This window comes from Streptomyces sp. NPDC111628 (assembly GCF_055635195.1).
Window position 1 is genome coordinate 484,172 of record NZ_JBVKBZ010000006.1, and the last position, 22,594, is coordinate 506,765.

The window sequence follows — 22,594 nt, forward strand, 5'->3', positions numbered from 1 at the left end:
GCGTACGTTCACCAACGCGCACCCGTACAGCCCGGCTGTACGGCCATGCGCACTGTCCCATCATGACCACGGAGCGTGACCCTCGTCACGTGAACAGTGAAACTCCACCCTCGTCCCCACGTGAACGCCTCTACCGCCGGGAGCGCCGGTCCGTCCCCGCCGCGCGGGCGTTCGCGAGGGAGGCGCTCGCCGACTGGGGTGTGCGCGGGCGCGCGGACGACGTGGTGCTGTGCGTCAGCGAACTGGCGACCAACGCCCTGGTGCACGGCGTGCCGCCGGGCCGGGGCTTTCTGCTGCGGCTGTGGCTGCTGCCCTGCGGGGACGGCGTACGCGTCGAGGTCCACGACAGCGGGGACGGTGTACCGGCCGTACCGCTGGACCCCGGCGAGTCGGACGAGGGCGGGCGCGGGCTGCTGCTGATGTCGGAGCTGGCGGACAAGTGGGGTGTGACGGAGCGGGAGCCCGGCAAGGTCGTGTGGTTCGAGTGTGCCGCACGGGTGGACTGACGGGGCACGCCCGTCTGCCCTCGGGGGCCTTCACCGGATCTCCACGCTCCGTCAGGTGCGACGCGTCAGGCCCAGCAGCCGTTCACGGTCGCGGCGAGGCCGTCCATGGCGTCCTTGATGTCGCTGGGGTCGGCCGTCGAGTTGTTCTCGATGAAGGAGAAGATCCGCCAGTCGCCGTCGTCGGTCCGCGTGACACCGCTCAGCGCGATGGCACCGGTGAGCGTGCCGGTCTTGGCGTGCACCTTGCCGACGGCGCACTCGGAGTTGGGGTCGTCGAAGCGTCCCCACTCCGGGCCCAGGCTGGCCCCGGCCTCGCCCGCGATCGGCAGGCCCTCCAGGATCGAGCCCAGGGCGGGGGACTCCGTGATCGCGTCGAGGAGCTGCGCGAGGGTCGCGGCCGGGATGCGGTCGGCGCGGGAGAGGCCGCTGCCGTCGTGCATCTCGAAGTTGTCGAGGGAGATGCCGTACGAGCTGAGCGCCTGGCGGACCAGCGCGGTGCCGGCCTCGAAGGTGCCCGGCTTGCCCAGCTCCACGGCCGTCATGCGGAGCAGGGTCTCGGCGATGTTGTTGTCGCTGGTCTTGAGCATCTTCTTGACGACGTCCGACAGCGGCGCCGACTTGTGCTGCGCCACCGGTACGTCGGACTGCTTGGCCGTCGTACGGCTGACCTCGCCGTCGACGGTGATGCCCTGCGCGGCGAGCTTCTGCGCGAAGACCTTGCCCGCGTCGATCGAGGTGTCCTGGACGGCGGCGCCGTCGACGACGAGTGAACGGACCGGTGCGATCTCGGTGGGGTAGTAGCCCTCGTTCCAGCCCTCGGCCAGGCTCGGCTCGGCGAACAGGCTGTCGTCCACCCGGACCTGGACGTCGGTCCGGCCGGCCGCCTTGAGGCCGTCGGCGGCGGTCCTGGCCAGCTCGGCGACGTCGTCGCTCGTGAGGGTGCGGTCACCGCCGCCGACGAGGGTGAGGGTGCCCTCGCCGTACACGACCTTGGTGGTGAACTCGTGGTTCGCGCCCAGCAGCGTCAGGGCCGTGGTGGCCGTGGCGAGCTTGGCGTTGGAGGCCGGCATGAGGGCGGTGGAGCCGTTGTGGTCCCACAGGGCGGTGTCCGAGTCGGCGTCGAGCACGACGCCGCTGACGTCGGTGCCCAGACGCTCGTCGGCGAGGCGCTCGTTGAGGTTCTTGACCAGCTGCGCGTCGTCGGCGGCGAGGTCGTCGACCGAGATGCCCTGCGGTCGCGGGGTGTTGTCGTCGGCGGCGAAGGCCGAGGTCCCGGCCAGCGTGGCGGAGGCCACGGGCACGGCCATCGCGAGCACGAGGGCCCGGCGTGCGCCGACGCGGCTCACTCTCGCCCTGCGGTGCCTGCGCCGTCCGCCGGGGGCGAAGGTGTTCGTGGGGGTTTCCTCTGGCGTACCAGTCATGAAGTGAAATCCAAAGATCGGTTACTTCGTTCTGTGGGGGTGAAGCGTTGGGCACGCTACCAGCCGTCATATGAAGGGCCGGGAGGCAAATTGACGGAGTGTGAATATCTTGCGACCGAATGAACGGATGGCCGTCCGAACGCTTTCGTGACGGGGATTCTCCCGATGCCGAACGGGAAATTCTGTTGCCCTTCAGTTCCCCGGGGCGCTGGACTTCTGGGCATCGCCCCGCCACCGGGCGCGCAGCACCGCGCCGCCGGCCACCGCCAGGCCCGCCACCGTCGCGGCGGCGATCACCCGCCCCAGTCCGGAGCCCGTCCCGGACACCGGAACGGCCGCCGCGGCCGCCACCACGCCCGCACCCGCGCACGCCGCGGCCGCCTCGCCCCACACCCGGGCGGTCCCGCGGCCCCACCGCCACGGCCACGTCTCACTGGTCACCAGGTAGGCGACCAGGAGCCCGATCACACAGGCGCCCTCCCACCAGGCCGGTTCCCTGAAGGCCGCGATCACCACGACGCCCGACGCCAGCAGCGTCGTCCGGTGGCGCAGCAGCCGGTAGGACCACCAGAGGGCCTCCACCGACGGCCGCCGGTCCAGCGAGGGCGCCGCCCACAGCGCGAAGGCGACCGCGCAGACCAAGGGCACCGCTTTCCCGGCCGTGTCCACCGTCGCCCACGGCCGCCAGGCCATCACGACCGCCGCCGCCCCCAGCACCCGCACCGGCACCGTGCCGATCCAGTAGCCGAGGTACTCACGGAGGCCGACCCGCGTGTCCAGCGCCGTCATCCCGCGCGCCCCCTTCCGCCGACCCGCCCCGCCAGCAGCGGCGCCAGCGCCAGATCCAGTGACTCGCCCTCGGTGTGCCGCAGGACCGGCACACCGCTGTCCCGCAGGGCGAACCGCATCGCGTCGCGCTCGGCGCGCCACAGCCGCAGCCCCAACTCGCCCGCCTCGTCGCCCGGTTCCACCACCGGGTCCCCGCTCGGTATCTCCACCACGACCGGGCGGCGCCCCCGCGCCTGGAGGTCCCGCAGCACCTCCAGGATCCGTGCGTCGCTGAGCGGGGTGAACACGTACACCAGGGCCCCCTCCGGCAGCGCGGGCGGCGGGACGCGCTCCAGCCCGTCGCCGCCGAAGGAGCGGTCCTTGCGGACGTCGAGGACGCTCTCCACGATGCGGTAGAACGCCGCGTCCCCGGTGCCCGGCGCCAGCCACCGGGTGGTGCCGCCGGTGGAGACGACCCCGACCCGGTCGTGGGTGCGCAGATAGGCCCGGGTCAGCCCGGCGGCGGCCCGCACCGTCTCGTCCAGGGACGACAGCCCGGTCACCGGGTCGACGACGTCCCCGAACGCGTCGATCAGCATCACGGTGTCGGCGGCCCGCTCGGCCGCGAACCGGTGCAGCTGCACCGACCCGCGCCGGGTCGTCGACGGCCAGTGGATGCGCCGCTGCCGCTCCCCGGGGACCCAGGGACCCACCCCGATGACCTCGACGCCCTCCCCGGACTGCGGCGAGGCGTGCTCGCCGAGCCGCTGCGGCAGCCGCACCGGGATCGGCGTGAACCGGGCCTGCGTGGCGCGCGGGAACACCGACACCTCGGCCGCCTCGACGCGCACGGTGCGACGGACGGTGCCGCCGGGGTCGTACACGTCGACGTCCACCGGACCGAGCGACCAGCGGCCCCAGTGCAGCGCCGTGTGGCGCAGCGTCACCGTGGACGGGCCGACGACGACCTCGTCGAGGCGCAGGCCGGGGCCGAGCGTGACACCGGGGTCGAGGCGCACGGCCTCGCCGTCGTGGGCCAGCGCGATGCGGACGGTGACCGTGTCGCCCTCGAAGCACCGCCCCGGCTCGACGGTCGTCGACGTCTCCACGCGGCGGGCGTGGGCGCGGGGCAGTGCCAGCGCGAGCAGCACCAGCGGTGCGGCCGCGAGCGCCAGCAGCCAGGCCCGGCCGGTGACCAGCGCGGCGGCCAGCGCCACGACGGCCACGGTCAGCAGGCGCAGGGTGCGCTCGCTGGGGCGCGGGCCGCCGGGCGGCGGTGGCGGTGGCTGCGTCGGGGCGGCGCGTCCCTCCAGGGCGCGGACCACCGCCGGGCTCGGCCGGGGCACGCGGGCCGACGCGACAGCCGGAGCCGTAGCCGGGGCCGGGGCCGGGCGCGGTGCGGGCGCGGTCACGACGAGGCTGCGGCCGTACGCCGCGTCGTCGGCGTACCCACGCTGTCGACTATCTCGCGCAGCACGTCGTCCGTGGACATCTCGCGCACCCACAACTCCGGCCGCAGCGACACCCGGTGGGCCAGCGCGGGCACCGCGAGGTCCTTGACGTCCTCCGGGACGACGTAGTCGCGGCCGTCCAGCACGGCGCGGGCGCGGGCGAGCTGGACCAGGGCGAGCCCGCCGCGCGGCGAGGCCCCGATGCTGATCTGGGGGTGGTCGCGGGTCGCGCCGACGAGCGCGACGGCGTACTCCAGCAGGTCGTCGTCGATCTCCACCCGCTCCACGACCGCCCGCCACGCCACGACGTCGTCCGGCCCGGCGAGCCTTTCCAGTACGGCCTCGGGCGCGGCCCGGTCGATCCGGGCGCGCAGCATCGCCAGCTCCTCCTGAGCGGCCAGATACCCCATGCGCACCCGCAGCTGGAACCGGTCGAGCTGGGCCTCGGGCAGCGAGTACGTGCCCTCGTACTCCACCGGGTTGGCGGTGGCGATCACCAGGAAGGGGTCGGCGAGCGGCCGGGTCTCGCCGTCCACGGTCACCTGCGACTCGGCCATCGCCTCCAGCAGCGCGGCCTGTGTCTTCGGCGGCGTCCGGTTGATCTCGTCGGCGAGCAGCAGGTGCGTGAAGACCGGGCCCGGGTGGAAGACCATCTCGCCGGAGCGCTGGTCGTACAGCGGCGTCCCGGTGACGTCGGAGGGCAGCAGGTCGGGCGTGAACTGGATCCGGCGGAAGTCCAGGCCGAGGGTGGTGGCGAAGGACCGGGCGAGGAGCGTCTTGCCGAGTCCCGGCAGGTCCTCGACGAGGACGTGGCCGCCGGCCAGCACGGCCAGCATCACGTGTTCCAGGGCGTCCGGCTTGCCGACGACGGCACGGCCGATCTCGCGCAGTACGGCACCGGCCTGCTCGCCGACCTGCTCGGCGGTGCGGAGCCGGTTCGTGGAGGTAGTCGTCACGTCGCTTGGTCCTTACCGGTACGGGGGCTGCGGGTGCGGGTGCGGGTGCTGGGGGCGCGGGTGCCGGGAGTGCGGGGTGCGCCGAGTGCTTCGAGCCGGTCGACGAGGCGGCGCAGCACGTCGAGGGGCACCTCGCCGTCGGGGCCGGTGCCTGGTGGCACGGGCCCCAGCCACGGCCACAGCTCGGGGCCGACCAACTCGGCGGCCCGCTCGGGCTGGTGCTCCAGGGACACGTGGTGGTGCTCGGCGAGCGCGGCCGCGTAGAGGCGGCGCAGCTCGGTCCGGAGCACCGCACGGTAGTAGAGGGCGCCGTCGGCTCCGGTGGACGTGCCCACGTTCCGCCGCCACTCGCCCATGCCCGGGGCCCGGGTCCGCAGCAGCCGCACCTCGTCGCGGTACGCGGAGTCGAGGGCGCCCGCTCCGGCGACGTACCGGGCGGTGAGCACGGCCACGGCGACGAGCAGGGCCACGAGCGCTCCGGCGGCCACGGGGCCGTCGAAGAGCAGGACGAGCAGGACGCCCGAGCCGGCGACCGCGGCACCGAGCAGCCCGAGCCGGGGCAGGCTGAGCAGGTCGTCTCCCGAGGTCTTCTCCACGAACCGGTTCACCGCCCCGCCTCCCGGCCCGCGTCCGCGTCACGGTCCTGGAGCAGGGACGCGATCTCCTCCAGGGCGTCGGCCGCGGCCTCCCGGTGCGAGCCGTCCATCGGGTGCGAGGAGTAACGGGCCTCGCGGAACAGCGCGGTGAGACGCGGCGCGGCCGGACCCGGCGTGAAGCCCGCGCCGGCGGCGCGGGTGAGCAGGTCGGCGGGACTGTCGGAGGTGTGCCGCGGCACACCGGACGCGGCGAGGGCGTCCTCCATCGCGGCGTAACAGGCGATGACGGCCGCCCGGGCGTCGTCATCCGTCCCGGCCAGGGCGCGGCGGCCCGAGTCCACGGCGGACAGCAGCAGCCGTGCGTCGTCGTCCTGCGTCGCGGCGCCGGGAAGGCCGGGACGCTGCGGCACCCTCAGGCCGAACCGTCGCAGCCGCCGCAGGACGGCCACCACGACGAGCACGACGGCGACCGCGGCCAGCAGCGCCAGCACGAGGTACAGCGGCAGGGAGGAATGGTCCGTTGAATCCGGCCGCTGCTGGGGCGGGGGAGTGACGAGGGTCGGCGTGGGGGCCGGTTCCTGCGCCAGGGGCGGGGGCGGGCCGGTCGTGCTCTCGTCGGTGGAGAAGCGGTGCAGGACCAGGGCCAGGACGCCGACGACGCCCACCGTGGCGAGCAGCAGGGGCGCGGCCGCTTCCCGCAGCCGCTCCTCACCCGGTAGCAGCGACAGGCGGTCGGCGCCGAAACGGGGGCGAAGGCGCTGTACGACCGTCCAGGCCCCGAGGGTCCAGGCGACGGACGCCGCGATCGCCATGAAACCCCAGTGACCGAGCGGTCCCCGGCCGGAGTGGAGCAAACCCTCCGCGGGCCGCAGCGCGAACGCGGTGACGGACAGCGTCCCCACCACCGCGGCGGCGACCGCCGCCCCCGGTGCCGCCCGGTGTCCCGTCCGCTCCCCGCGTGCCATGCCGTGTCCCCCCGCCGAACCCGTCGCCGCCCCCCGAACGCCTGTTCACGGCAATCTTGGCACATGCCGCGCCGGTCACTCCGGGGACAGGACCCGCGCGATCGACGTGATCGTCTCCGGGCCCACCCGGCAGCAGCCGCCGACCAGCCGGGCCCCGCGCTCCCGCCAGTCCCGCACCCGCTCGACCGGGTACGACGAACGCCCCCGCCAGCCACGGGACTTCGCGTCCCACGTCTCTCCGCTGTTGGGGTAGGCGACGACCGGCTTGCCGGTGACGCGGGCGGCGGTCTCGACCGCGCCGGACACGTCCTCGGGGGCGCAGCAGTTGACGCCCACCGCGATCACCTCCTCCGCGTCGGCGGCCAGGGCGAAGGCCTCGTCCAGCGGCTGCCCGGCGCGCGTGCGGTCCCCGGCCACCGTGTACGACAGCCAGGCGGGCACGCCCAGTCCGCGCACCGCCCGCAGCAGCGCCGCCGCCTCGTCGGTGTCCGGGACCGTCTCCAGCGCGAGGACGTCGGGGCGTGCGGCGGCCAGCACCTCCAGGCGGGGGCGGTGGAAGCGCTCCAGTTCGGCGGTGCCGAGGCCGTACCGTCCCCGGTACTCGGAGCCGTCCGCGAGCATCGCCCCGTACGGGCCCGCCGACGCCGCCACCCACAGGGCGCGGTCCGGGCGGGCCGCCTGTGCCCGGCGGGCGGCCTCGCGGGCCGACTCCACGCTGAGCGCGAGCAGTTCGGCGGCCCGCTCCCGCCCGATGCCGCGCCGGGCGAAGCCCTCGAAAGTGGCCTGGTAGCTGGAGGTGATCACCACCTCGGCGCCCGCCTCGAAGTAGGCGAGGTGGGCCCGCGTGATCGCCTCGGGGTCCTCGGCGAGCAGCCGGGCCGACCACAGCGCGTCCCCCAGCTCGTACCCGGCCGCCTCCAGCTGATTGGACAGCCCGCCGTCCAGCACGAGCGGGCCGGAGGCGAGGGCGTCGGCGAAGTCGCTGGTCATGGCACGAGGCTACGACCTGTCCGGCGGGACCACGGGCCCTTGTCCCCCGTGCGAGCTACAGACAGGTGTCCACCCTGAGGTGACGATCTCCGGCCGCCGGATCCGTAGCGTCCATTGCAGCCCGCGGCACTCACGTTTCGGGCCCGACGAAGGAGTTCCCGTGAGGTTCGTGTGGCAGTTCCTGGCCGTGCTGGCGGCCTACGCCCTCGGCGGCATCGCCGTCCAGGCGGTGAAGGACAACGACTGGCTCACGCTCGTGGTCGGTCTCACGTCTGCCGCGCTCGTGGTGTTCGTGTACGCCTGGGTGGTGCGGCGGACCGAGCGCCGGGAGGCCCTGGACGTGGCCCTGGAGGGCGCCGCGGCCAAGGCGGGCTGGGGGACACTGATCGGCCTCGGGCTGTTCGGGGCCGTCATCACGAACCTCTTCGCCGCCGGGTACTACGAGGTCGACGGACTCGGCTCGGTGCAGGGCGCGGTCGGGCTGGTCGGGTTCATGGCCGCCGCCGCCGCGACGGAGGAGGTCGTGTTCCGCGGGGTGCTGTTCCGGATCATCGAGGAGCACATCGGCACCTACCTCGCGCTCGGCCTGACCGGCATCGTGTTCGGCCTGATGCACCTGCTCAACGAGGACGCCACCCTGTGGGGCGCCCTCGCCATCGCCATCGAGGCCGGATTCATGCTCGCCGCCGCCTACGCCGCCACCCGCAACCTCTGGCTGGTGATCGGCGTCCACTTCGGCTGGAACTTCGCCGCGGGCGGCATCTTCAGCACCTCGGTCTCCGGCACCGGCACCAGCGAAGGGCTGCTGGACGCCACGATGTCGGGTCCGAAGCTGCTCACCGGCGGCGACTTCGGGCCCGAGGGCAGCGTGTACTCGGTGGGCTTCGGGGCGCTGCTGACCCTGGTGTTCCTGTGGCTGGCGCACCGGCGCGGGAACGTCAAGCCGTTCGGCTCCCGGCGTGCCGCGCGCGCCAACTCCACCGCTACACTTCCCCGATGATCGATCGCCGACGGGTCCTGGAGCGGTGGCGCCGGCTCGACGTCACGGCCCGGGACCTCCCGTTCGGGGTACTGCTCCTCGTCGCGTCGCTCCTGCCGGAGCTGCGCGGTCAGGGCACGGAGATCGGCGGCCTGCCGACCCGTCCCGCCGACGCGCTGGCCGGGGTGGCGGCCGTCCTCCAGTCCATCCCGCTGGCCGTGCGCCGGCGGTGGACGCTCGTCTGCCTCGCCCTGGTCTCGCTCGGCTTCGCCCTCGACCAACTGCGCGGCTACCACCTGTTCGCGGGCGCCGCGCTCCCCGTCGTGCTGATCAACGCGGGCTCCCACCAGGAGAAGTACCGGCGTGCCACGCAGGTCGGCGCCACCCTGGCGTACGTGGCCCTGGCCGTCGGGCTGAACGCGCGCGGCGGCGACGAGACGCTGGTCGAGTACGTGACGTTCTACCTGATCCTCGCCCTGGCGTGGGGCATCGGAGCGTGGATGCGCTCCGCGCGGGCTGCGGAGGCCGAACGCCGCAGCCGGGTCGCCGAGGACGCCCGCAACGCCGAACGGACCCGCATCGCCCGTGAGTTGCACGACGTCGTGACCCACCACGTGACGGCGATGGTCGTGCAGTCCGAGGCGGCCCGGTACCTGACCGCCGCACCCGAGCGGCTCGACGAGAGCCTGGCCGCCGTCAGCGACACCGGCCGGCGGGCCATCACCGACCTGCGGCACCTGCTCGACCTCCTCAACCCCGACCACGGCACCGCCGAACCCAGGACGCCACCCGTCGGCCGGGTGCTCACGCTGGTCGAGCAGACCCGCCGGGCCGGGCAGCCGGTGGAGTTCACCGAGGAGGGCACCCCGGCGGCGGCCACCGGCAGCTCCGACCTCGTGGCCTACCGTGTCGTCCAGGAGGCCCTGACCAACGCCCTCAAGTACGACCACGGCGGCAGGACCTCGGTCCTGGTGCGCCACGGGGAACGGGAGATCACGGTGGAGGTCGGCACGGACGGCTCCGGCACGGGGGCCGCGTCCCCCGGCGGCAGCGGGCGGGGACTGGCAGGCCTGCGGGAACGGGTCGACGTGCTGGGCGGCGAGTTCAGCGCCGACCGCCCGGCGGACGGCGGCTTCGTCGTCCGGGCCCGGATACCGGGCGGAAACGGCGGGAGCACGGCATGAGCGCGCCGGTCCGGGTCGTGATCTGCGACGACCAGGCACTCATCCGCACCGGTCTGGCGACGATCATCGACGCCCAGCCCGACCTGGAGGTGGTCGGCGAGTGCGGGGACGGGCAGACCGGGGTCGACCTGGCCCGCGAACTGCGCCCGGACGTCGTGGTGATGGACATCCGCATGCCGGTGCTCGACGGCCTGGAGGCCACGCGTCTGCTCGCCGGTGCCGGGGTGGAGCACCCCGTCAAGGTGCTCGTGGTGACGACGTTCAACCTCGACGAGTACGTCTACGAGGCGCTGCGCGCAGGCGCGAGCGGCTTCCTGCTCAAGGACGCGCCGCCGGACCGGCTGCTGCACGGCATCCGCACCGTGGCCATGGGCGCGGCGCTGCTCGACCCCGATGTGACGCGCCGCCTCGTGGGCCGGTACGCGGCCCGGATCCGCCCCGCCGAGGGCACCGCGCGGGACATCCCGCTGACCCCCCGGGAGACGGAGGTCCTGCGCCTGATCGCGGACGGGCTGTCCAACAGCGAGATCGCCGCGGCCCTCGTGATCAGCCCCGAGACCGTCAAGACCTTCGTCTCCCGCATCCTCACCAAACTCGACCTGCGCGACCGCGTCCAGGCGGTCGTCTTCGCCTACCGCCACGGGCTGGTGACCTGAGCACAGGACCCGGACGCGGGCCGCCGGGGACACTTCGGCCGCCGCCGAAGGAACCGGCACCTAGCGTGCGGGACATGAGCGACACGAACACCGTCACCGCACCCGCCGACGCCGTCACCGGCATGGTCGACCACGTCCTGACCCTGGCGGCCGGCTGGACCCGCTGGGACGGGCGGCCCGCCCACGTCGACGGCCGCGTCTACACCCCGCACAAGGCGATCCGGCGGGTCGCCGACCACATGGTCGACCACCTCGCGGAGCTGGAGGCCCGGCTGGCGGGCGAGGAGACACTCCCCGACCACTGGCACGCCTCCCTGGTCACCACGGACGCGGACCACGCCCGCTTCACCGCCGAGGACCTCGACGAGGCCCGCAGCCGCCTCACCCGGCTCGCCCGGATCTGGGCCAACCGCCTCGACGCGCTCACCGACGAGCAGCTCGACCACTCGCCGGGCGAGGGCTGGAGCTTTCGCGAACTGGCCGCGCACCTCGCGGGGTCCGTGTACTACGCCGACGCGGTGGGCGACCTGTCGTGACCGCGACCGCCTTCGCCGCCCTGCACCGCGCCGGTGAGCCGCTGCTGCTGCCGTGCGCCTGGGACCACGCCTGTGCCTTCGCCCTCGCCGGGCAGGGCTTCCGCGCCGTCGGCACGACCAGCCTCGGCGTCGCGGCGGCGGCCGGACTGCCCGACGGGGCGTCCGCGACCCGCGACGAGACCCTGCGGCTGGCCCTCACCCTCGGCTCGGCCCCGTTCCTGCTCTCCGTGGACGCGGAGGACGGGTTCAGCGACGACCCGGACGAGGTGGGGGAGTTCGCGCGGCAGCTGGCGGCGGTCGGCGCCGTCGGGATCAACCTGGAGGACGCCCTCGGGCCCGCCGACCGGCACGCCGCGAAGATCGCCGCGGTCCGCTCGGCCGCCCCCGGCCTGTTCGTCAACGCCCGTACCGACACCTACTGGTCGGGCGACGGCGACCCCGCGGAGACCATGCGGCGCCTGGAGGCCTACCGCGAGGCCGGTGCCGACGGCGTCTTCGTCCCCGGGCTCACCGACCCCGCCCGCATCGCCTCCCTCGCCGCCCACTTCGACGTGCCCCTCAACATCCTGTACACGCCCGCCGGACCCACCCTCGCGCACCTCGCCGACCTCGGCGTACGCCGCGTCAGCCTCGGCTCGCTGCTCTACCGGCGCGCGCTGGGCGCCGCCCTGGAGACGGCCACCGCCATCCGGGCGGGTCGGGCACCGGACGGTCCGACGCCCACGTACGACGAGGTGCGCGCACTGGGCTGACCTCAGGCGCGCGGCCAGTTCTCCAGCGCCACGTGCAGCGCGTCGACCGCCTTGTCCCAGGACGCCCGCACGTCCCGCGGGGCGCCGAAGGCGCCGGAGGACTCCAGTGCGCAGTACCCGTGGAAGGTACTGCGCAGCAGGCGCACGGCGTCGGTGAGGTCGGGCTCGGTGAGGCCGTAGGACCGCAGCATGCCGTAGGTGATCTCGGCGGTGCGGCGCAGCGCGGGGGAGTCGGCGACCAGGGACTGGTCGACGCGGATCTGCGTGGCGGCGTAGCGGCCGGGGTGGCGCAGGGCGTACGCCCGGTAGGCGCCCGCGAAGGCGGCCAGCGCCTCCTTCCCGGCCCGGCCCGCCACCGCACCGGCGATCTCCTCGATCAGCTCGCCGCCGGCCAGTAGCGCGACCCGGACGCGCAGGTCCTGGAGACCGCGCACGTGCGTGTACAGGCTGGCGTCCTTCACCCCGAAGCGCCGGGCGAGCGCGGAGACGGTGACCGCCTCGAGACCGGTCTCGTCGGCCAGGTCGGCGGCCGCGGCGACGACGCGGTCCGTGGTAAGACCCACTCGGGGCATGGGCCACCTTCCTGCAACCTAGAGTCCCTAGGTTTCATGCTAGGGCAGGACGGGCGGCAGCCGCGGATCACCCGCAAGTTGTTCAACGTTCACCTTCCGCGTCGATTCTCCTCGAAGCCGCGCACGGCGGCGGTATCCAGGAGGAACACGCATGGGGCACGGACACGGACACCCGCACGGTCACCACCACCACGGACATACGCACGACCACGAGCACGCCACCGCACAGGCCCTGCCCGCCGCCTTCGACACCAGCGTCCCCGACGAGGCCCTGAGCCCCGCACAGCAGTCGCGCCGCGGTCTGCTGCGCCGCGCCGGTCTGCTCGGTGCCGGACTGGCCGCCGGTACCGTCCTCGCCCCGACCGGCACCGCCACCGCCGCCCCCGCGCAGGCCGCGAGCAACGGCCGCCGCGGGAAGGGCTTCCTCTGGCTGGCCGGCGACCACCACATCCACACCCAGTACAGCAGCGACGGCAAGTACCGCGTCGTCGACCAGGTCCGCCAGGGCGCCCGGCACGGCATGGACTGGCTGGTCATCACCGACCACGGCAGCAGCACCCACGCCAAGATCGGTGTGGAGAAGGTCAACCCGGACATCCGCGAGGCCCGCGACGCCCACGAGGACACCCTCGTCTTCCAGGGCCTGGAGTGGAACATCCCGGCCGCCGAGCACGGCACCGTCTTCGTCCACCCCGGCAAGCACGAGGTCTCCGTCCTCAAGCAGTTCGAGACCGACTACGACGGCAGCGTCAAGGGCGCGGGCGACTCCACCCCCGCCAACGAGGCCCTCGCCGTCGCCGGACTCTCCTTCCTCGCCGACCAGGTCAAGCGGCGCAAGGTCAAGGACGCCCTGATGCTCGCCAACCACCCGGCGCGCAAGGGCATCGACTCCCCGCACGAGATCCGCGCCTGGCGCGACGCCACCTCCCGCGGCCACCAGATCGCCGTCGGCTTCGAGGGCGCCCCCGGCCACCAGGCGGGCGGCCTGCCGAAGCCCCTCGGCCCGGGCGGCGCCCGCGGCATCTACGACGGCAGCCCGAGTGCCAACTCCTTCGCCGGATACCCCCTGGAGAGCTACCGCACCTGGGGCGGCTTCGACTGGATGACCGCCACCGTCGGCGGCCTGTGGGACAGCCTCATCGCCGAGGGCCGTCCCTGGTGGATCACCGCCAACTCCGACTCCCACCAGGTCTACGCCGACACCGGCGCCCGCGGCGGCGGCGACTTCAACGCCAACGGCCGCTACGACGACCCCGTCTACGCAGGCCAGATCGACATCACCCAGAACGACTTCTGGCCCGGCCAGTACAGCCGCACCCACGTCGGCTCCGACGGCTTCTCCTACGCCGCCGTCATGGACGGCATCCGGGCCGGCCGCGTCTGGGTCGACCACGGGCAGCTCGTCAGCGGCCTCGACGTCCGCGTCTCGGGCGGCGGACGCTGGGCCACGCTCGGCGGCGCCCTGCACGTCCGCAAGGGCACCCGGGTCACCCTGTCCATCGGCGTCGCCCTGGCCGGCGGCCCCAACTGGGCGGGATTCGTCCCGAAGCTGGCCCGCGTGGACGTCATCCAGGGCGACGTGACGGGACCGGCCGCCGACAAGGACACCTTCACCGCGCCGTCCGCCCGGGTCGTCAAGTCGTACGAGGTGACCGAGGCGAACACGGACAGCGGCACCGTCCGCCTCACCTACGACCTCGGCCGCGTCGACCACCCCGTCTACCTCCGCACCCGCGGCACCGACGGCAACCGCTCGGCCGTCGGCGCGCTGGGCGCCAAGGTGGACCCGGCCGGCCCCGCCATCGACGTCGTCGGCGACGCCGACCCGTGGCGCGACCTCTGGTTCTACTCCAACCCGGTCTGGGTCCTGCCCTCGTGACACCGCCCGCCGCGCCGTACGCCCTCGGCATCGACACCGACGCGACGACCCTGCGCGAGGCCGACCACCTGCTCCAGGCGCTGACGGCCGAACTCACCCTCCCCGAGGGCGTCTTCGGCTGCACGCACCTGGTGCGGGACGGCCGCCCGCGCGTCGCCCTGTCCCTCGCCGCCGGGGCGGAGCCGGTCCTGCGCACCGCCCGGGACCGGCTCACCGCCCGGGGGTACGAGGTCCGCGACGGCGCCTGGGACGAGAACGGCCGTGCCGTCCTCTACCCCGGCGCGGCCACCCTCACCGGCACCCTGACCCTCGCCGAGCTGCTCGCCCGCTCCGCCGTCGACCGGGTGACCGTCCTGGGCACACCGGACGAGCCGAGCCCGGACACCCGGCTGGTCACCCGGAACCATGTCCGCCCGCACTGGCAGGACGGCCGCCTGGTCCTGGCCGCCATGCCCGCGGCGGGCGGCACCCTGGTGCCGTTCGAGGACCCCGACCCGACACCCTGCTGCGCCGACCACTGACCCGGCCCGGGCCCCAGGGGCGCGGGGTGCTCAGCCCGCGAGCACCCCGCGCACGAACGCGTTGGTGAACTTCCCCGCCGGGTCCAGCGCCCCGGTCAGCGCCCCGAAGTCGGCCAGCCGCGGGTACAGCGCACGCAGCTCGCCCGCCGGGACGGTGAACACCTTCCCCCAGTGCGGGCGGGCCGCGAACGGGGCGAGCGCCTCCTCCAGCCGCCGCACCACCGGCAGCACCGCCGCCGTGTCCTCGACCCAGGTGAAGTGCGCGGCCACGGTGTCCCGCCCGTACGCCGGGCTCAGCCACTGCGCGTCGGCGGCGACCGTGCGGATCTCGCAGGTCTGGAGCACCGGCGCGAGCGTCTCCCGTATCGCGTCCATCGCGTGCAGAGCGGCCAGGGCGTGCTCCCGGGGCATCAGGTACTCCGACTGCAACTCGGCACCGCTGCTGGGCGTGAACTCCGCGCGGAAGTGCGGCAGCCGCTCGTGCCAGGGCCCCGGCACCCCGAACTGCTCCGTGCAGTTGACCGCGGGCATGCCCGGCACCGGATGCATCTTCTCGGCGGCCGGCGCCGCGTACGGGAAGCCGTCCAACGGCTGGTCGGTGCGCCGCTTCAGCCACACCTGCCGGAAACCGGGCGCCCGCCAGTCGGTGAACAGGCTCACGCTGTACGCCGCCGCCATCACCGTCTCGAACGTCGCCGTGTCCAGGCCGACCAGCGGCAGCTCGGTGAAGACGTGCTGCTCCACCTCGTAGGCGGGCTCCAGGTCGAGCGTGAGCGAGGTCACCACGCCCAGCGCGCCGAGCGAGGTCACCGCCCCGCCGAACCGCTCGTCGCCCCGCGCGATCACCACGGTCGAACCGTCCGCGGTGACCAGCTCCACCTCACGCACCACCGAGGCCAGCGAACCGTTGCCCACCCCGGAGCCGTGCGTTCCGGTCGCCACCGACCCGGCGACCGAGATGTGCGGCAGCGAGGCCATGTTCGGCAGCGCCAGGCCCCGCGCGTGCACCACCCGGGCCAGCTCCGCGTACCGCACACCGCCGCCGACCCGCACCGTACGGGCCGCCGTGTCCACGTCCACCACGGAGGGCAGGCCCGCCAGCGACAGCAGGACGCCCCCGTCGCCCGGCTCGGCGATCTCGTTGAAGGAGTGCCCGCTGCCCAGCACCCGCACCCGGGCGCCGTCCGCCACCAGGGCCCGCAGCGCGTCCGGGGAGCTCGGCCGCAACAGCTCCTTGGCCGTGTACGTGATGTTGCCGGCCCAGTTGGTCACCGTGATGTCGCTCATAGCGCGGAAACCTACCCGGCGCGCCTGGAGGGGCCCCGGGCGGGAAGCCTTTCCCGCGGGGGCATACCGTGAGAAGTCGAACGCCGGACCCGGGAGGAGACACGGGATGGACAGCCGTACCGCGCTGGTCGAGGATCTGATGGAGCGGTTCCCGCACGTACCGCGCGAGGCCGTCTTCAAGGAGGACCTGCTGCGCGGCGGCGTCGCCTTCGACCCCTCGGCGCTGAGCGACAACGAGGACGGCGAGGTCAAGCCGAAGTCGTACTTCATCTTCTCCTTCGACCACGGCACCCTGCCCGAGCTGGGCGAGGCCGCCCTGCGCCGCCCGCCCGAGGAGATCATCCTCACCGGCGGCCCCTACGACCTGCGCCGCACCGTCGTCTCGGTCCGCGTGAACCCGGCCTCGCCCTACCGCGTCGCCGCGAACGGGGACGGCGTCCTCGGCCTCTACCTGGACGGCAAGCGCATCGCCGACGTCGGCGTGCCGCCCATGCCCGAGTACTACCGGCACAAGCTCTCCAACGGGAAGTCGGTCATGGAGGTGGCCCCGACCATCCAGTGGGGCTACCTGATCTACCTGACCGCCTTCCGCGTCTGCCAGTACTTCGGCGCCAAGGAGGAGTGCCAGTACTGCGACATCAACCACAACTGGCGCCAGCACAAGGCCGCCGGGCGGCCGTACACGGGCGTGAAGGACGTCGACGAGGTCCTCGAGGCCCTGGAGATCATCAACAAGTACGACACCGCCAAGATCTCCACCGCGTACACGCTCACCGGCGGCGCGATCACCTCGAAGGTCCAGGGCCTGGACGAGGCCGACTTCTACGGCCGGTACGCCAAGGCCATCGAGGAGCACTTCCCCGGCCGCTGGATCGGCAAGGTCGTCGCCCAGGCCCTGCCCAAGCCGGACGTTCAGCGTTTCAAGGACTACGGCGTGCAGATCTACCACCCCAACTTCGAGGTGTGGGACGAGTACCTCTTCAAGATGTACTGCCCCGGCAAGGAGCGCTACGTCGGCCGCGACGAGTGGCACAAGCGCATCCTGGACTCCACCGAGGTCTTCGGCGCGCGCAACGTCATCCCCAACTTCGTCGCGGGCGTCGAGATGGCCGAGCCCTTCGGCTTCAAGACCGTCGACGAGGCCATCGAGTCCACCACCGAGGGCCTGCGCTTCTTCATGTCGCACGGCATCACGCCCCGCTTCACCACCTGGTGCCCCGAGCCCACCACCCCGCTGGGCAAGACCAACCCCGACGGCGCCCCGCTGGAGTACCACATCCGCCTGCTCCAGGCCTACCGCCAGACCATGGAGGACTACGGGCTCTCCTCGCCCCCCGGCTACGGCCCGCCCGGCGCCGGCAACGCGGTCTTCTCGGTCAGCTCCTTCATGGACAGCCTGCCGGAGGACGCGCCGGTGGAGGTCTGAGCGGACGGTTCGTGGGTTATTCGGTGGCGCGGCCCCTCGGCGCGCGGCTAAAGTGACCGGTGTTCGAGCGGCGGCCCAAGCGGCCGCCGACAGGGATCTTGCTGAGGAGGTGTCGACCAATGGCTGTCACTGTGACGGGCGCTGCCCGCATCCAGGAGTCCATCGAGTCCACCTCCGTGGCCACCGGCTGATCTCAGCCGCTCCCTGAGTTCTCGCGCCGGGGCCGCACCCTGAAGGGTCACCCCTTGACTTCCACGTCTTCCCCCTCCGCCTACTCGGCCCTGTCCTCCTACGGCTGGGACGACGCGTGGGCCGACGCGTTCGCGCCGTACGCCGCCGAAGGGCTGCTGCCCGGCCGGGTCGTGCGGGTCGACCGCGGGCAGTGCGACGTCGTCACTGCGGACGGCGTCCTGCGCGCCGACACCGCGTTCGTCACGCCGCACGACCCCCTGCGCGTCGTCTGCACCGGCGACTGGGTCGCCGTCGACCCCGAGGGCGGCAACCCGCGCTATGTACGGACGTATCTGCCCCGCCGTACCGCCTTCGTGCGCTCCACCTCGTCCAAGCGGTCCGAGGGGCAGATCCTCGCGGCCAACGTCGACCACGCGATCGTCGCCGTGTCGCTCGCGGTCGAGCTGGACCTCGCCCGGATCGAACGGTTCCTCGCCCTCGCCTGGGAGTCCGGGGCACAGCCCCTGGTCGTCCTCACCAAGGCCGACCTCGTGCCCGACCCGGTGACCCTGGCGTACCTCGTCCAGGACGTGGAGACCGCCGCGCCCGGTGTGCCGGTGCTGTCCGTCAGCGCCGAGCAGGGCGAGGGGCTCGACGTGCTCGCCGCCGTCGTCTCCGACGGCACCGCCGTGCTGCTCGGCCAGTCCGGCGCAGGCAAGTCCACCCTCGCCAACGCCCTGCTCGGCGAGGACGCCATGGACGTGCAGGCCACCCGGGACGTCGACGGCAAGGGCCGGCACACCACCACCACCCGCAACCTCCTCGCCCTGCCCGGCGGGGGCGTGCTGATCGACACCCCGGGGCTGCGGGGCGTCGGGCTCTGGGACGCGGGCAGCGGGGTGGACCAGGTGTTCGCCGAGATCGCGGAGCTGGCCGAGGAGTGCCGGTTCCACGACTGCGCCCACGAGAGCGAGCCGGGCTGTGCCGTCCTCGCCGCGCTCGACAGCGGTGAGCTGCCGGAGCGGCGGCTGGAGAGCTACCGCAAGCTGATGCGGGAGAACCAGCGCATCGTCGCCAAGACCGACGCCCGGCTGCGGGCCGAGATCCGCAAGGAGTGGAAGCGCCGGGGCGCCATCGGCAAGGCGGCGATGGAGGCCAAGAGGAGTGGCCTCAGGTAGCCCGCCGGCCACTCCAACGCGATGTCCGATTTCCGCCAGCCCGGTGCTCCGGTCTGGCGGAGACTGGACAGCGTGACACCACAGACAGTGCAGACAGCGGAGTACGCGAAGACGCGCGAGGACGCCAGGTACGAGGCCGTGCGGAGCCGGGACGCCCGGTTCGACGGCGCGTTCTTCTTCGCCGTCGAGACGACCGGCATCTACTGCCGGCCCAGCTGCCCCGCGGTCACACCGAAGCGGCGCAACGTGCGGTTCTTCGCGACGGCCGCCGCCGCGCAGGGCTCGGGCTTCCGGGCCTGCCGGCGGTGCCGCCCCGACGCCGTGCCGGGATCCGCGGACTGGAACGTCCGCGCCGACGTCGTCGGCCGGGCCATGCGGCTGATCGGCGACGGTGTCGTGGACCGCGAGGGCGTCGCCGGGCTCGCCGGACGGCTCGGCTACAGCGCCCGCCAGGTGCAGCGGCAGCTCACCGCCGAGGTGGGCGCCGGGCCCGTGGCCCTCGCCCGCGCCCAGCGGGCGCACACCGCGCGGGTCCTGCTGCAGACCACCGGCCTGCCGGTCACCGAGATCGCCTTCGCGTCGGGGTTCGCCAGCGTGCGGCAGTTCAACGACACCATCCGGGCCGTGTACGCGGCCACCCCGAGCGAGCTGCGCGCCGCCGCTCCGGCCCGCGACCGGGCCGCCCGGCGCACGGCCACCCCCTCCGCCGGCGTCCCGCTGCGCCTCGCCCACCGCGGCCCGTACCAGCCCGGCCCCGTCTTCGACCTGCTCCAGCGGGAGGCCGTCGCCGGTGTCGAGGAGGTGAGCGGCGACCCCGGCCGCCGCCTCTACCGGCGCACCCTGCGCCTGCCGTACGGCACCGGGATCGTCGCCGTCCAGGAACGGCCGGGACCGTCCGGCACCGGGAGTGGCGGCTGGCTCGACGCGCGCCTCCATCTCACCGACCTGCGCGACCTGACCACCTCCGTACAGCGGCTGCGGCGGCTGTTCGACCTCGACGCCGACCCGTACGCCGTCGACGAGCGGCTCGGCGCCGACCCCCGGCTCGCCCCGCTGGTCGCCGCCCGCCCCGGGCTGCGCTCACCGGGTACCGCCGACCCCGAGGAACTGGCGGTCCGGGCCCTGGTGGGGCGCACGGAGGCCGAGCGGCTCGTCCAGCGGTACGGCAAGGCGCTCGACGCGCCCTGCGGCACCCTCACCCACCTCTTCCCCGAACCGGCCGTCCTCGCCGGGGCCGCGCCGCACGGCACCCCGGGCGCGCTCGCCGCCGCCCTCGCCGACGGCGCCGTACGCCTGGACCCGGGCGCCGACCGGGACGACGCCGAGCGCGCGCTGCTCGCGGTGCCCGGCCTGGACGCCCGTACCGTCGCCGTCGTGCGCACCCGCGCCCTCGGCGACCCGGACGTCGCACCGCCGGGCTCCGCCGTCCCCGACACCTGGCGCCCCTGGCGCTCGTACGCACTGAACCACCTGCGCGCAGCAGGAGAGTGGGAGAACGACCGATGAACACGACCACGACCGAGACCGAGACCACGACCACGACCACGACCGTGACTACGAGCATCGCCGCCGAGACGTACTGGTACGAGGTCGACAGCTCCGTCGGGCGGCTGCTCCTCACCGCCGGCTCCGACGGCGCGCTCACCTCCCTGTCCGTACCCGGGCAGAAGGGCGGCCGGAGCGTCCGGGACGGGTGGCGGCACGACGCCGGGCCCTTCCGGGCGGCCGAGGAGCAGCTCGGCGCCTACTTCGCCGGGGAGCTGACCGAGTTCTCGCTGCCGCTGCGCGCGGAGGGCACTGCCTTCCGGGAACGCGTGTGGGCCGCCCTGGACGACGTGCCCTACGGGGCGACGACGACGTACGGCGAGATCGCCGCGCGCATCGGGGCCTCGCGACCCGCGGTACGCGCCGTCGGGGGTGCGATCGGCGCGAATCCGCTGCTGATCCTGCGCCCCTGCCACCGGGTGATCGGCGCCGACGGCTCCCTGACCGGGTACGCGGGCGGGCTGGAACGCAAGACGCGGCTGCTGTCGCTGGAGGGCGCCCCGCTCAGCCGGCCAGCACCGCTCCCAGCCACGCCCCGGTGATCAGCAGGCAGGCGAACAGCTCGGTCAGCAGGTCGGCGCCGCCCTGACGCATCGCCGTCCGCAGCGACGCCATCGCCTCGCCGTGCCGGCCCAGCCGCAGCCGCTCGGCGAGGTAGATGCCGCCCATGAAGCCGGGGATCGCGCCGAGCACGGGGAGCAGGACGAAGCCGAGGACGGCGCCCGCGCCCGCGTACGCCGTCAGCCGGCGCATGGCCTCGTCCCGGCGTTTCCTGCGGGTCGGCAGCGCCCAGCGCACCGCCCGGGACAACAGGAGCACGACGGTGGCACCCACGAGGACCGCCCACGAGAGCGGCTGCGGATCCTTCAGCGCCCACCACAGCACCCCGGCCCACACCAGCCACGACCCCGGCACGCCGGGCAGCAGGACGCCGCACAGCCCGAGCAGAATCACCAGGCCGGCCAGCAGGAGGTCCCACGCTCCCATCTGTCCAGGGTGCAGGAGTCCGGCCCGGTCCGCAGAACTCCGGCCCGGCGGGCGAGGTCTCGTCAGTGCTTCGTCAGTGCTTTCTGGCCACCCAGTCCCTTTCATAGGCGTGCCAGCCCAGCTGGAGCCGGGTGGTGACCCCGGTCAGCTCCATCAGGCGCTTCACCCGCCGCTGCACGGTCCTGAGGCCCAGGTCGAGCTGTTTGGCCACGCTCGCGTCGGTGAGCCCGGCGAGCAGCAGGGAGAGGATCTCCAGATCGGTGTCGTCGGGGCCGTCGGGGGCCTGCTCGGTCACGCCGGAGCCACCCAGACGCAGCGGGAGGGCGTCCCGCCACACGGCCTCGAACAGGCCCGACAGCAGTTCGAGCAGACCGCTGGCGTGCACCACCAGCGCGGCGGGCTCCGAGGAGCGCGCGGTGAGCGGGACCAGGGCGAGGGAGCGGTCGGCCACGATCAGCTTGGTCGGCACCCGGTCCACGACCCGGACCTGCTCGTCGCGGCCCAGCGCGGCGGTCAGTTCGGTGATGCCGGTCGGCAGGTCGAGGACCGACCGCTCGACCACCACCCGGTAGCCGACACCGCGCCCGGTGGCCTGCTCCTCCGCGTCGTTCTCCATGCCGGTCACGGCCACCGGCTTGTCGGTGACCAGGGCGCACACCTCCTCGCTCGCGCCGAGCTGGAGCTGGAGGAAGCGCTGGGCGACGGCCCCGGCGCCGGTCACCACCTCCACCAGGTCGTGCACCGCGGGCTCGGCCGCCGCCGCCCGGTACTCCTCCGCCAGCAGGGCCGCCGCCAGCTCCGCCCGCTCCAGCTCGTGCCGCTGCTGGGTGAGCAGGGCGCCCAGCGCGACACCCGGCGGGGCCGCGACCCAGCGTCCCGGGCGGGCCGAGGACTGGGCGGCGAGCCCGTTCTGCTCCAGCCGGCGCAGCGCGCGCTCGGTGTCCTGCTCGCCGAGCGCCAGCCGCCTGGCCAGATCCGGTACGTCGGCCGCGCCCACCGACACCAGCGCCCGGTACGCCGCCTCGTGCGTGTCCTCCAGCCCCAGCACTCCCAGCATCAGGTGTCGCCCCTCCCCAGAACCATGCCCACCTCCACCTGCGCGGACGTCCGTGGCGGGAAACGGCCACGGCGCAAACCCGCCTCGGGACATCATCGCCGTACCGCCGGTCACTCTGCCAAGGTGGCGTCGCCGGGCGGTCCTCCCGTGGGGGGTGGGGCCGCCCGGCCACCCCACCTCGGAGAACTGTTCGACGCGTCCCCCGACACGC

23 protein-coding genes are annotated in these 22,594 nt (G+C 74.0%); 12 read left to right on the plus strand and 11 right to left on the minus strand.

All coding sequences use genetic code 11. From position 1 onward, the window contains the following. Nucleotides 1–62: 62 nt before the first annotated feature. On the plus strand, nt 63–506 hold the full coding sequence (locus tag ACZ7MF_RS31580) for an ATP-binding protein (RefSeq protein WP_471481674.1): 444 nt from the start codon (nt 63–65) through the stop codon (nt 504–506). Nucleotides 507–571: 65 nt separating this feature from the next. Here the strand turns inward: ACZ7MF_RS31580 and dacB are convergent, their stop codons facing one another. From dacB to mmuM, 7 genes are all read right to left on the minus strand, one after another. Then, a complete protein-coding gene (gene dacB, locus ACZ7MF_RS31585; RefSeq protein ID WP_471481675.1) occupies nt 572–1,927 on the minus strand; it encodes a D-alanyl-D-alanine carboxypeptidase/D-alanyl-D-alanine endopeptidase in 1,356 nt (451 codons plus the stop codon). Between the two features lie 192 nt (nt 1,928–2,119). After that, nucleotides 2,120–2,716, minus strand: coding sequence for a hypothetical protein (locus tag ACZ7MF_RS31590; RefSeq protein ID WP_471481676.1), 597 nt, complete (start codon nt 2,714–2,716; stop codon nt 2,120–2,122). Next, nucleotides 2,713–4,107 carry a DUF58 domain-containing protein gene (locus ACZ7MF_RS31595; RefSeq protein ID WP_471481677.1) on the minus strand — a complete coding sequence of 465 codons (1,395 nt, stop codon included), beginning with the start codon at nt 4,105–4,107 and terminating at the stop codon, nt 2,713–2,715. The genes ACZ7MF_RS31590 and ACZ7MF_RS31595 overlap by 4 nt, the downstream gene beginning before the upstream one ends. Beyond that, complete coding sequence (locus ACZ7MF_RS31600; RefSeq protein ID WP_471481678.1) at nt 4,104–5,102, minus strand: AAA family ATPase; 999 nt, start codon at nt 5,100–5,102, stop codon at nt 4,104–4,106. The genes ACZ7MF_RS31595 and ACZ7MF_RS31600 overlap by 4 nt, the downstream gene beginning before the upstream one ends. After that, nucleotides 5,099–5,710 (minus strand): hypothetical protein, encoded by a 612-nt coding sequence (locus tag ACZ7MF_RS31605; protein WP_471481679.1) that lies wholly within the window; start codon nt 5,708–5,710, stop codon nt 5,099–5,101. The genes ACZ7MF_RS31600 and ACZ7MF_RS31605 overlap by 4 nt, the downstream gene beginning before the upstream one ends. Next, the gene (locus ACZ7MF_RS31610; protein ID WP_471481680.1) at nt 5,707–6,663 is read right to left on the minus strand and encodes a DUF4129 domain-containing protein; all 957 of its coding nucleotides are present in this window, start codon (nt 6,661–6,663) and stop codon (nt 5,707–5,709) included. The genes ACZ7MF_RS31605 and ACZ7MF_RS31610 overlap by 4 nt, the downstream gene beginning before the upstream one ends. Nucleotides 6,664–6,738: 75 nt before the next feature. Continuing rightward, nucleotides 6,739–7,653: a homocysteine S-methyltransferase gene (gene mmuM, locus ACZ7MF_RS31615; protein WP_471481681.1), complete on the minus strand. Its 915-nt coding sequence runs from the start codon at nt 7,651–7,653 to the stop codon at nt 6,739–6,741. A gap of 160 nt (nt 7,654–7,813) precedes the next feature. Between mmuM and ACZ7MF_RS31620 the strand changes: the two genes are divergently transcribed. The 5 genes from ACZ7MF_RS31620 (at nt 7,814) to ACZ7MF_RS31640 (ending at nt 11,760) form a co-directional block, all read left to right on the plus strand. Next, nucleotides 7,814–8,653, plus strand: coding sequence for a CPBP family intramembrane glutamic endopeptidase (locus tag ACZ7MF_RS31620; protein WP_356856881.1), 840 nt, complete (start codon nt 7,814–7,816; stop codon nt 8,651–8,653). Then, nucleotides 8,650–9,816, plus strand: coding sequence for a sensor histidine kinase (locus tag ACZ7MF_RS31625; RefSeq protein WP_471481682.1), 1,167 nt, complete (start codon nt 8,650–8,652; stop codon nt 9,814–9,816). The genes ACZ7MF_RS31620 and ACZ7MF_RS31625 overlap by 4 nt, the downstream gene beginning before the upstream one ends. After that, a complete protein-coding gene (locus ACZ7MF_RS31630; RefSeq protein ID WP_471481683.1) occupies nt 9,813–10,472 on the plus strand; it encodes a response regulator in 660 nt (219 codons plus the stop codon). The genes ACZ7MF_RS31625 and ACZ7MF_RS31630 overlap by 4 nt, the downstream gene beginning before the upstream one ends. 74 nt (nt 10,473–10,546) lie before the next feature. Next, complete coding sequence (locus ACZ7MF_RS31635) at nt 10,547–11,008, plus strand: hypothetical protein (protein ID WP_471481684.1); 462 nt, start codon at nt 10,547–10,549, stop codon at nt 11,006–11,008. Beyond that, nucleotides 11,005–11,760, plus strand: coding sequence for an isocitrate lyase/PEP mutase family protein (locus tag ACZ7MF_RS31640; RefSeq protein WP_471481685.1), 756 nt, complete (start codon nt 11,005–11,007; stop codon nt 11,758–11,760). The genes ACZ7MF_RS31635 and ACZ7MF_RS31640 overlap by 4 nt, the downstream gene beginning before the upstream one ends. Nucleotides 11,761–11,762: 2 nt before the next feature. Here ACZ7MF_RS31640 and ACZ7MF_RS31645 read toward each other — a convergent pair whose 3' ends face one another. Then, nucleotides 11,763–12,332: a TetR-like C-terminal domain-containing protein gene (locus tag ACZ7MF_RS31645; RefSeq protein ID WP_471481686.1), complete on the minus strand. Its 570-nt coding sequence runs from the start codon at nt 12,330–12,332 to the stop codon at nt 11,763–11,765. 151 nt (nt 12,333–12,483) lie between these two features. On the opposite strand from ACZ7MF_RS31645, the gene ACZ7MF_RS31650 reads away from it, so the two are divergent. Beyond that, nucleotides 12,484–14,211: a PHP domain-containing protein gene (locus ACZ7MF_RS31650; protein WP_471481687.1), complete on the plus strand. Its 1,728-nt coding sequence runs from the start codon at nt 12,484–12,486 to the stop codon at nt 14,209–14,211. Continuing rightward, complete coding sequence (locus ACZ7MF_RS31655; RefSeq protein WP_471481688.1) at nt 14,208–14,732, plus strand: hypothetical protein; 525 nt, start codon at nt 14,208–14,210, stop codon at nt 14,730–14,732. The genes ACZ7MF_RS31650 and ACZ7MF_RS31655 overlap by 4 nt, the downstream gene beginning before the upstream one ends. A 30-nt stretch (nt 14,733–14,762) precedes the next feature. On the opposite strand, the gene aldO is transcribed toward ACZ7MF_RS31655, so the two are convergent. Continuing rightward, nucleotides 14,763–16,019 carry an alditol oxidase gene (aldO, locus tag ACZ7MF_RS31660; RefSeq protein WP_471481689.1) on the minus strand — a complete coding sequence of 419 codons (1,257 nt, stop codon included), beginning with the start codon at nt 16,017–16,019 and terminating at the stop codon, nt 14,763–14,765. A gap of 106 nt (nt 16,020–16,125) precedes the next feature. Here aldO and ACZ7MF_RS31665 point away from each other — a divergent pair, with 106 nt between their 5' ends. The 4 genes from ACZ7MF_RS31665 (at nt 16,126) to ACZ7MF_RS31680 (ending at nt 20,881) form a co-directional block, all read left to right on the plus strand. Next, nucleotides 16,126–17,445, plus strand: coding sequence for a radical SAM protein (locus ACZ7MF_RS31665; RefSeq protein WP_471481690.1), 1,320 nt, complete (start codon nt 16,126–16,128; stop codon nt 17,443–17,445). Between the two features lie 245 nt (nt 17,446–17,690). Beyond that, a complete protein-coding gene (gene rsgA / locus ACZ7MF_RS31670; protein ID WP_471481691.1) occupies nt 17,691–18,794 on the plus strand; it encodes a ribosome small subunit-dependent GTPase A in 1,104 nt (367 codons plus the stop codon). Nucleotides 18,795–18,815: 21 nt separating this feature from the next. Next, the gene (locus tag ACZ7MF_RS31675) at nt 18,816–20,300 is read left to right on the plus strand and encodes a DNA-3-methyladenine glycosylase 2 family protein (RefSeq protein ID WP_471481692.1); all 1,485 of its coding nucleotides are present in this window, start codon (nt 18,816–18,818) and stop codon (nt 20,298–20,300) included. Continuing rightward, on the plus strand, nt 20,297–20,881 hold the full coding sequence (locus ACZ7MF_RS31680; RefSeq protein ID WP_471481693.1) for a methylated-DNA--[protein]-cysteine S-methyltransferase: 585 nt from the start codon (nt 20,297–20,299) through the stop codon (nt 20,879–20,881). The genes ACZ7MF_RS31675 and ACZ7MF_RS31680 overlap by 4 nt, the downstream gene beginning before the upstream one ends. Here the strand turns inward: ACZ7MF_RS31680 and ACZ7MF_RS31685 are convergent. Both ACZ7MF_RS31685 and ACZ7MF_RS31690 read right to left on the minus strand, forming a co-directional pair. Next, nucleotides 20,844–21,326 (minus strand): DUF456 domain-containing protein, encoded by a 483-nt coding sequence (locus ACZ7MF_RS31685; RefSeq protein ID WP_471481694.1) that lies wholly within the window; start codon nt 21,324–21,326, stop codon nt 20,844–20,846. The genes ACZ7MF_RS31680 and ACZ7MF_RS31685 overlap by 38 nt on opposite strands. Nucleotides 21,327–21,399: 73 nt before the next feature. Then, complete coding sequence (locus ACZ7MF_RS31690; RefSeq protein ID WP_471481695.1) at nt 21,400–22,383, minus strand: helix-turn-helix domain-containing protein; 984 nt, start codon at nt 22,381–22,383, stop codon at nt 21,400–21,402. Between the last annotated feature and the right edge of the window lie 211 nt (nt 22,384–22,594).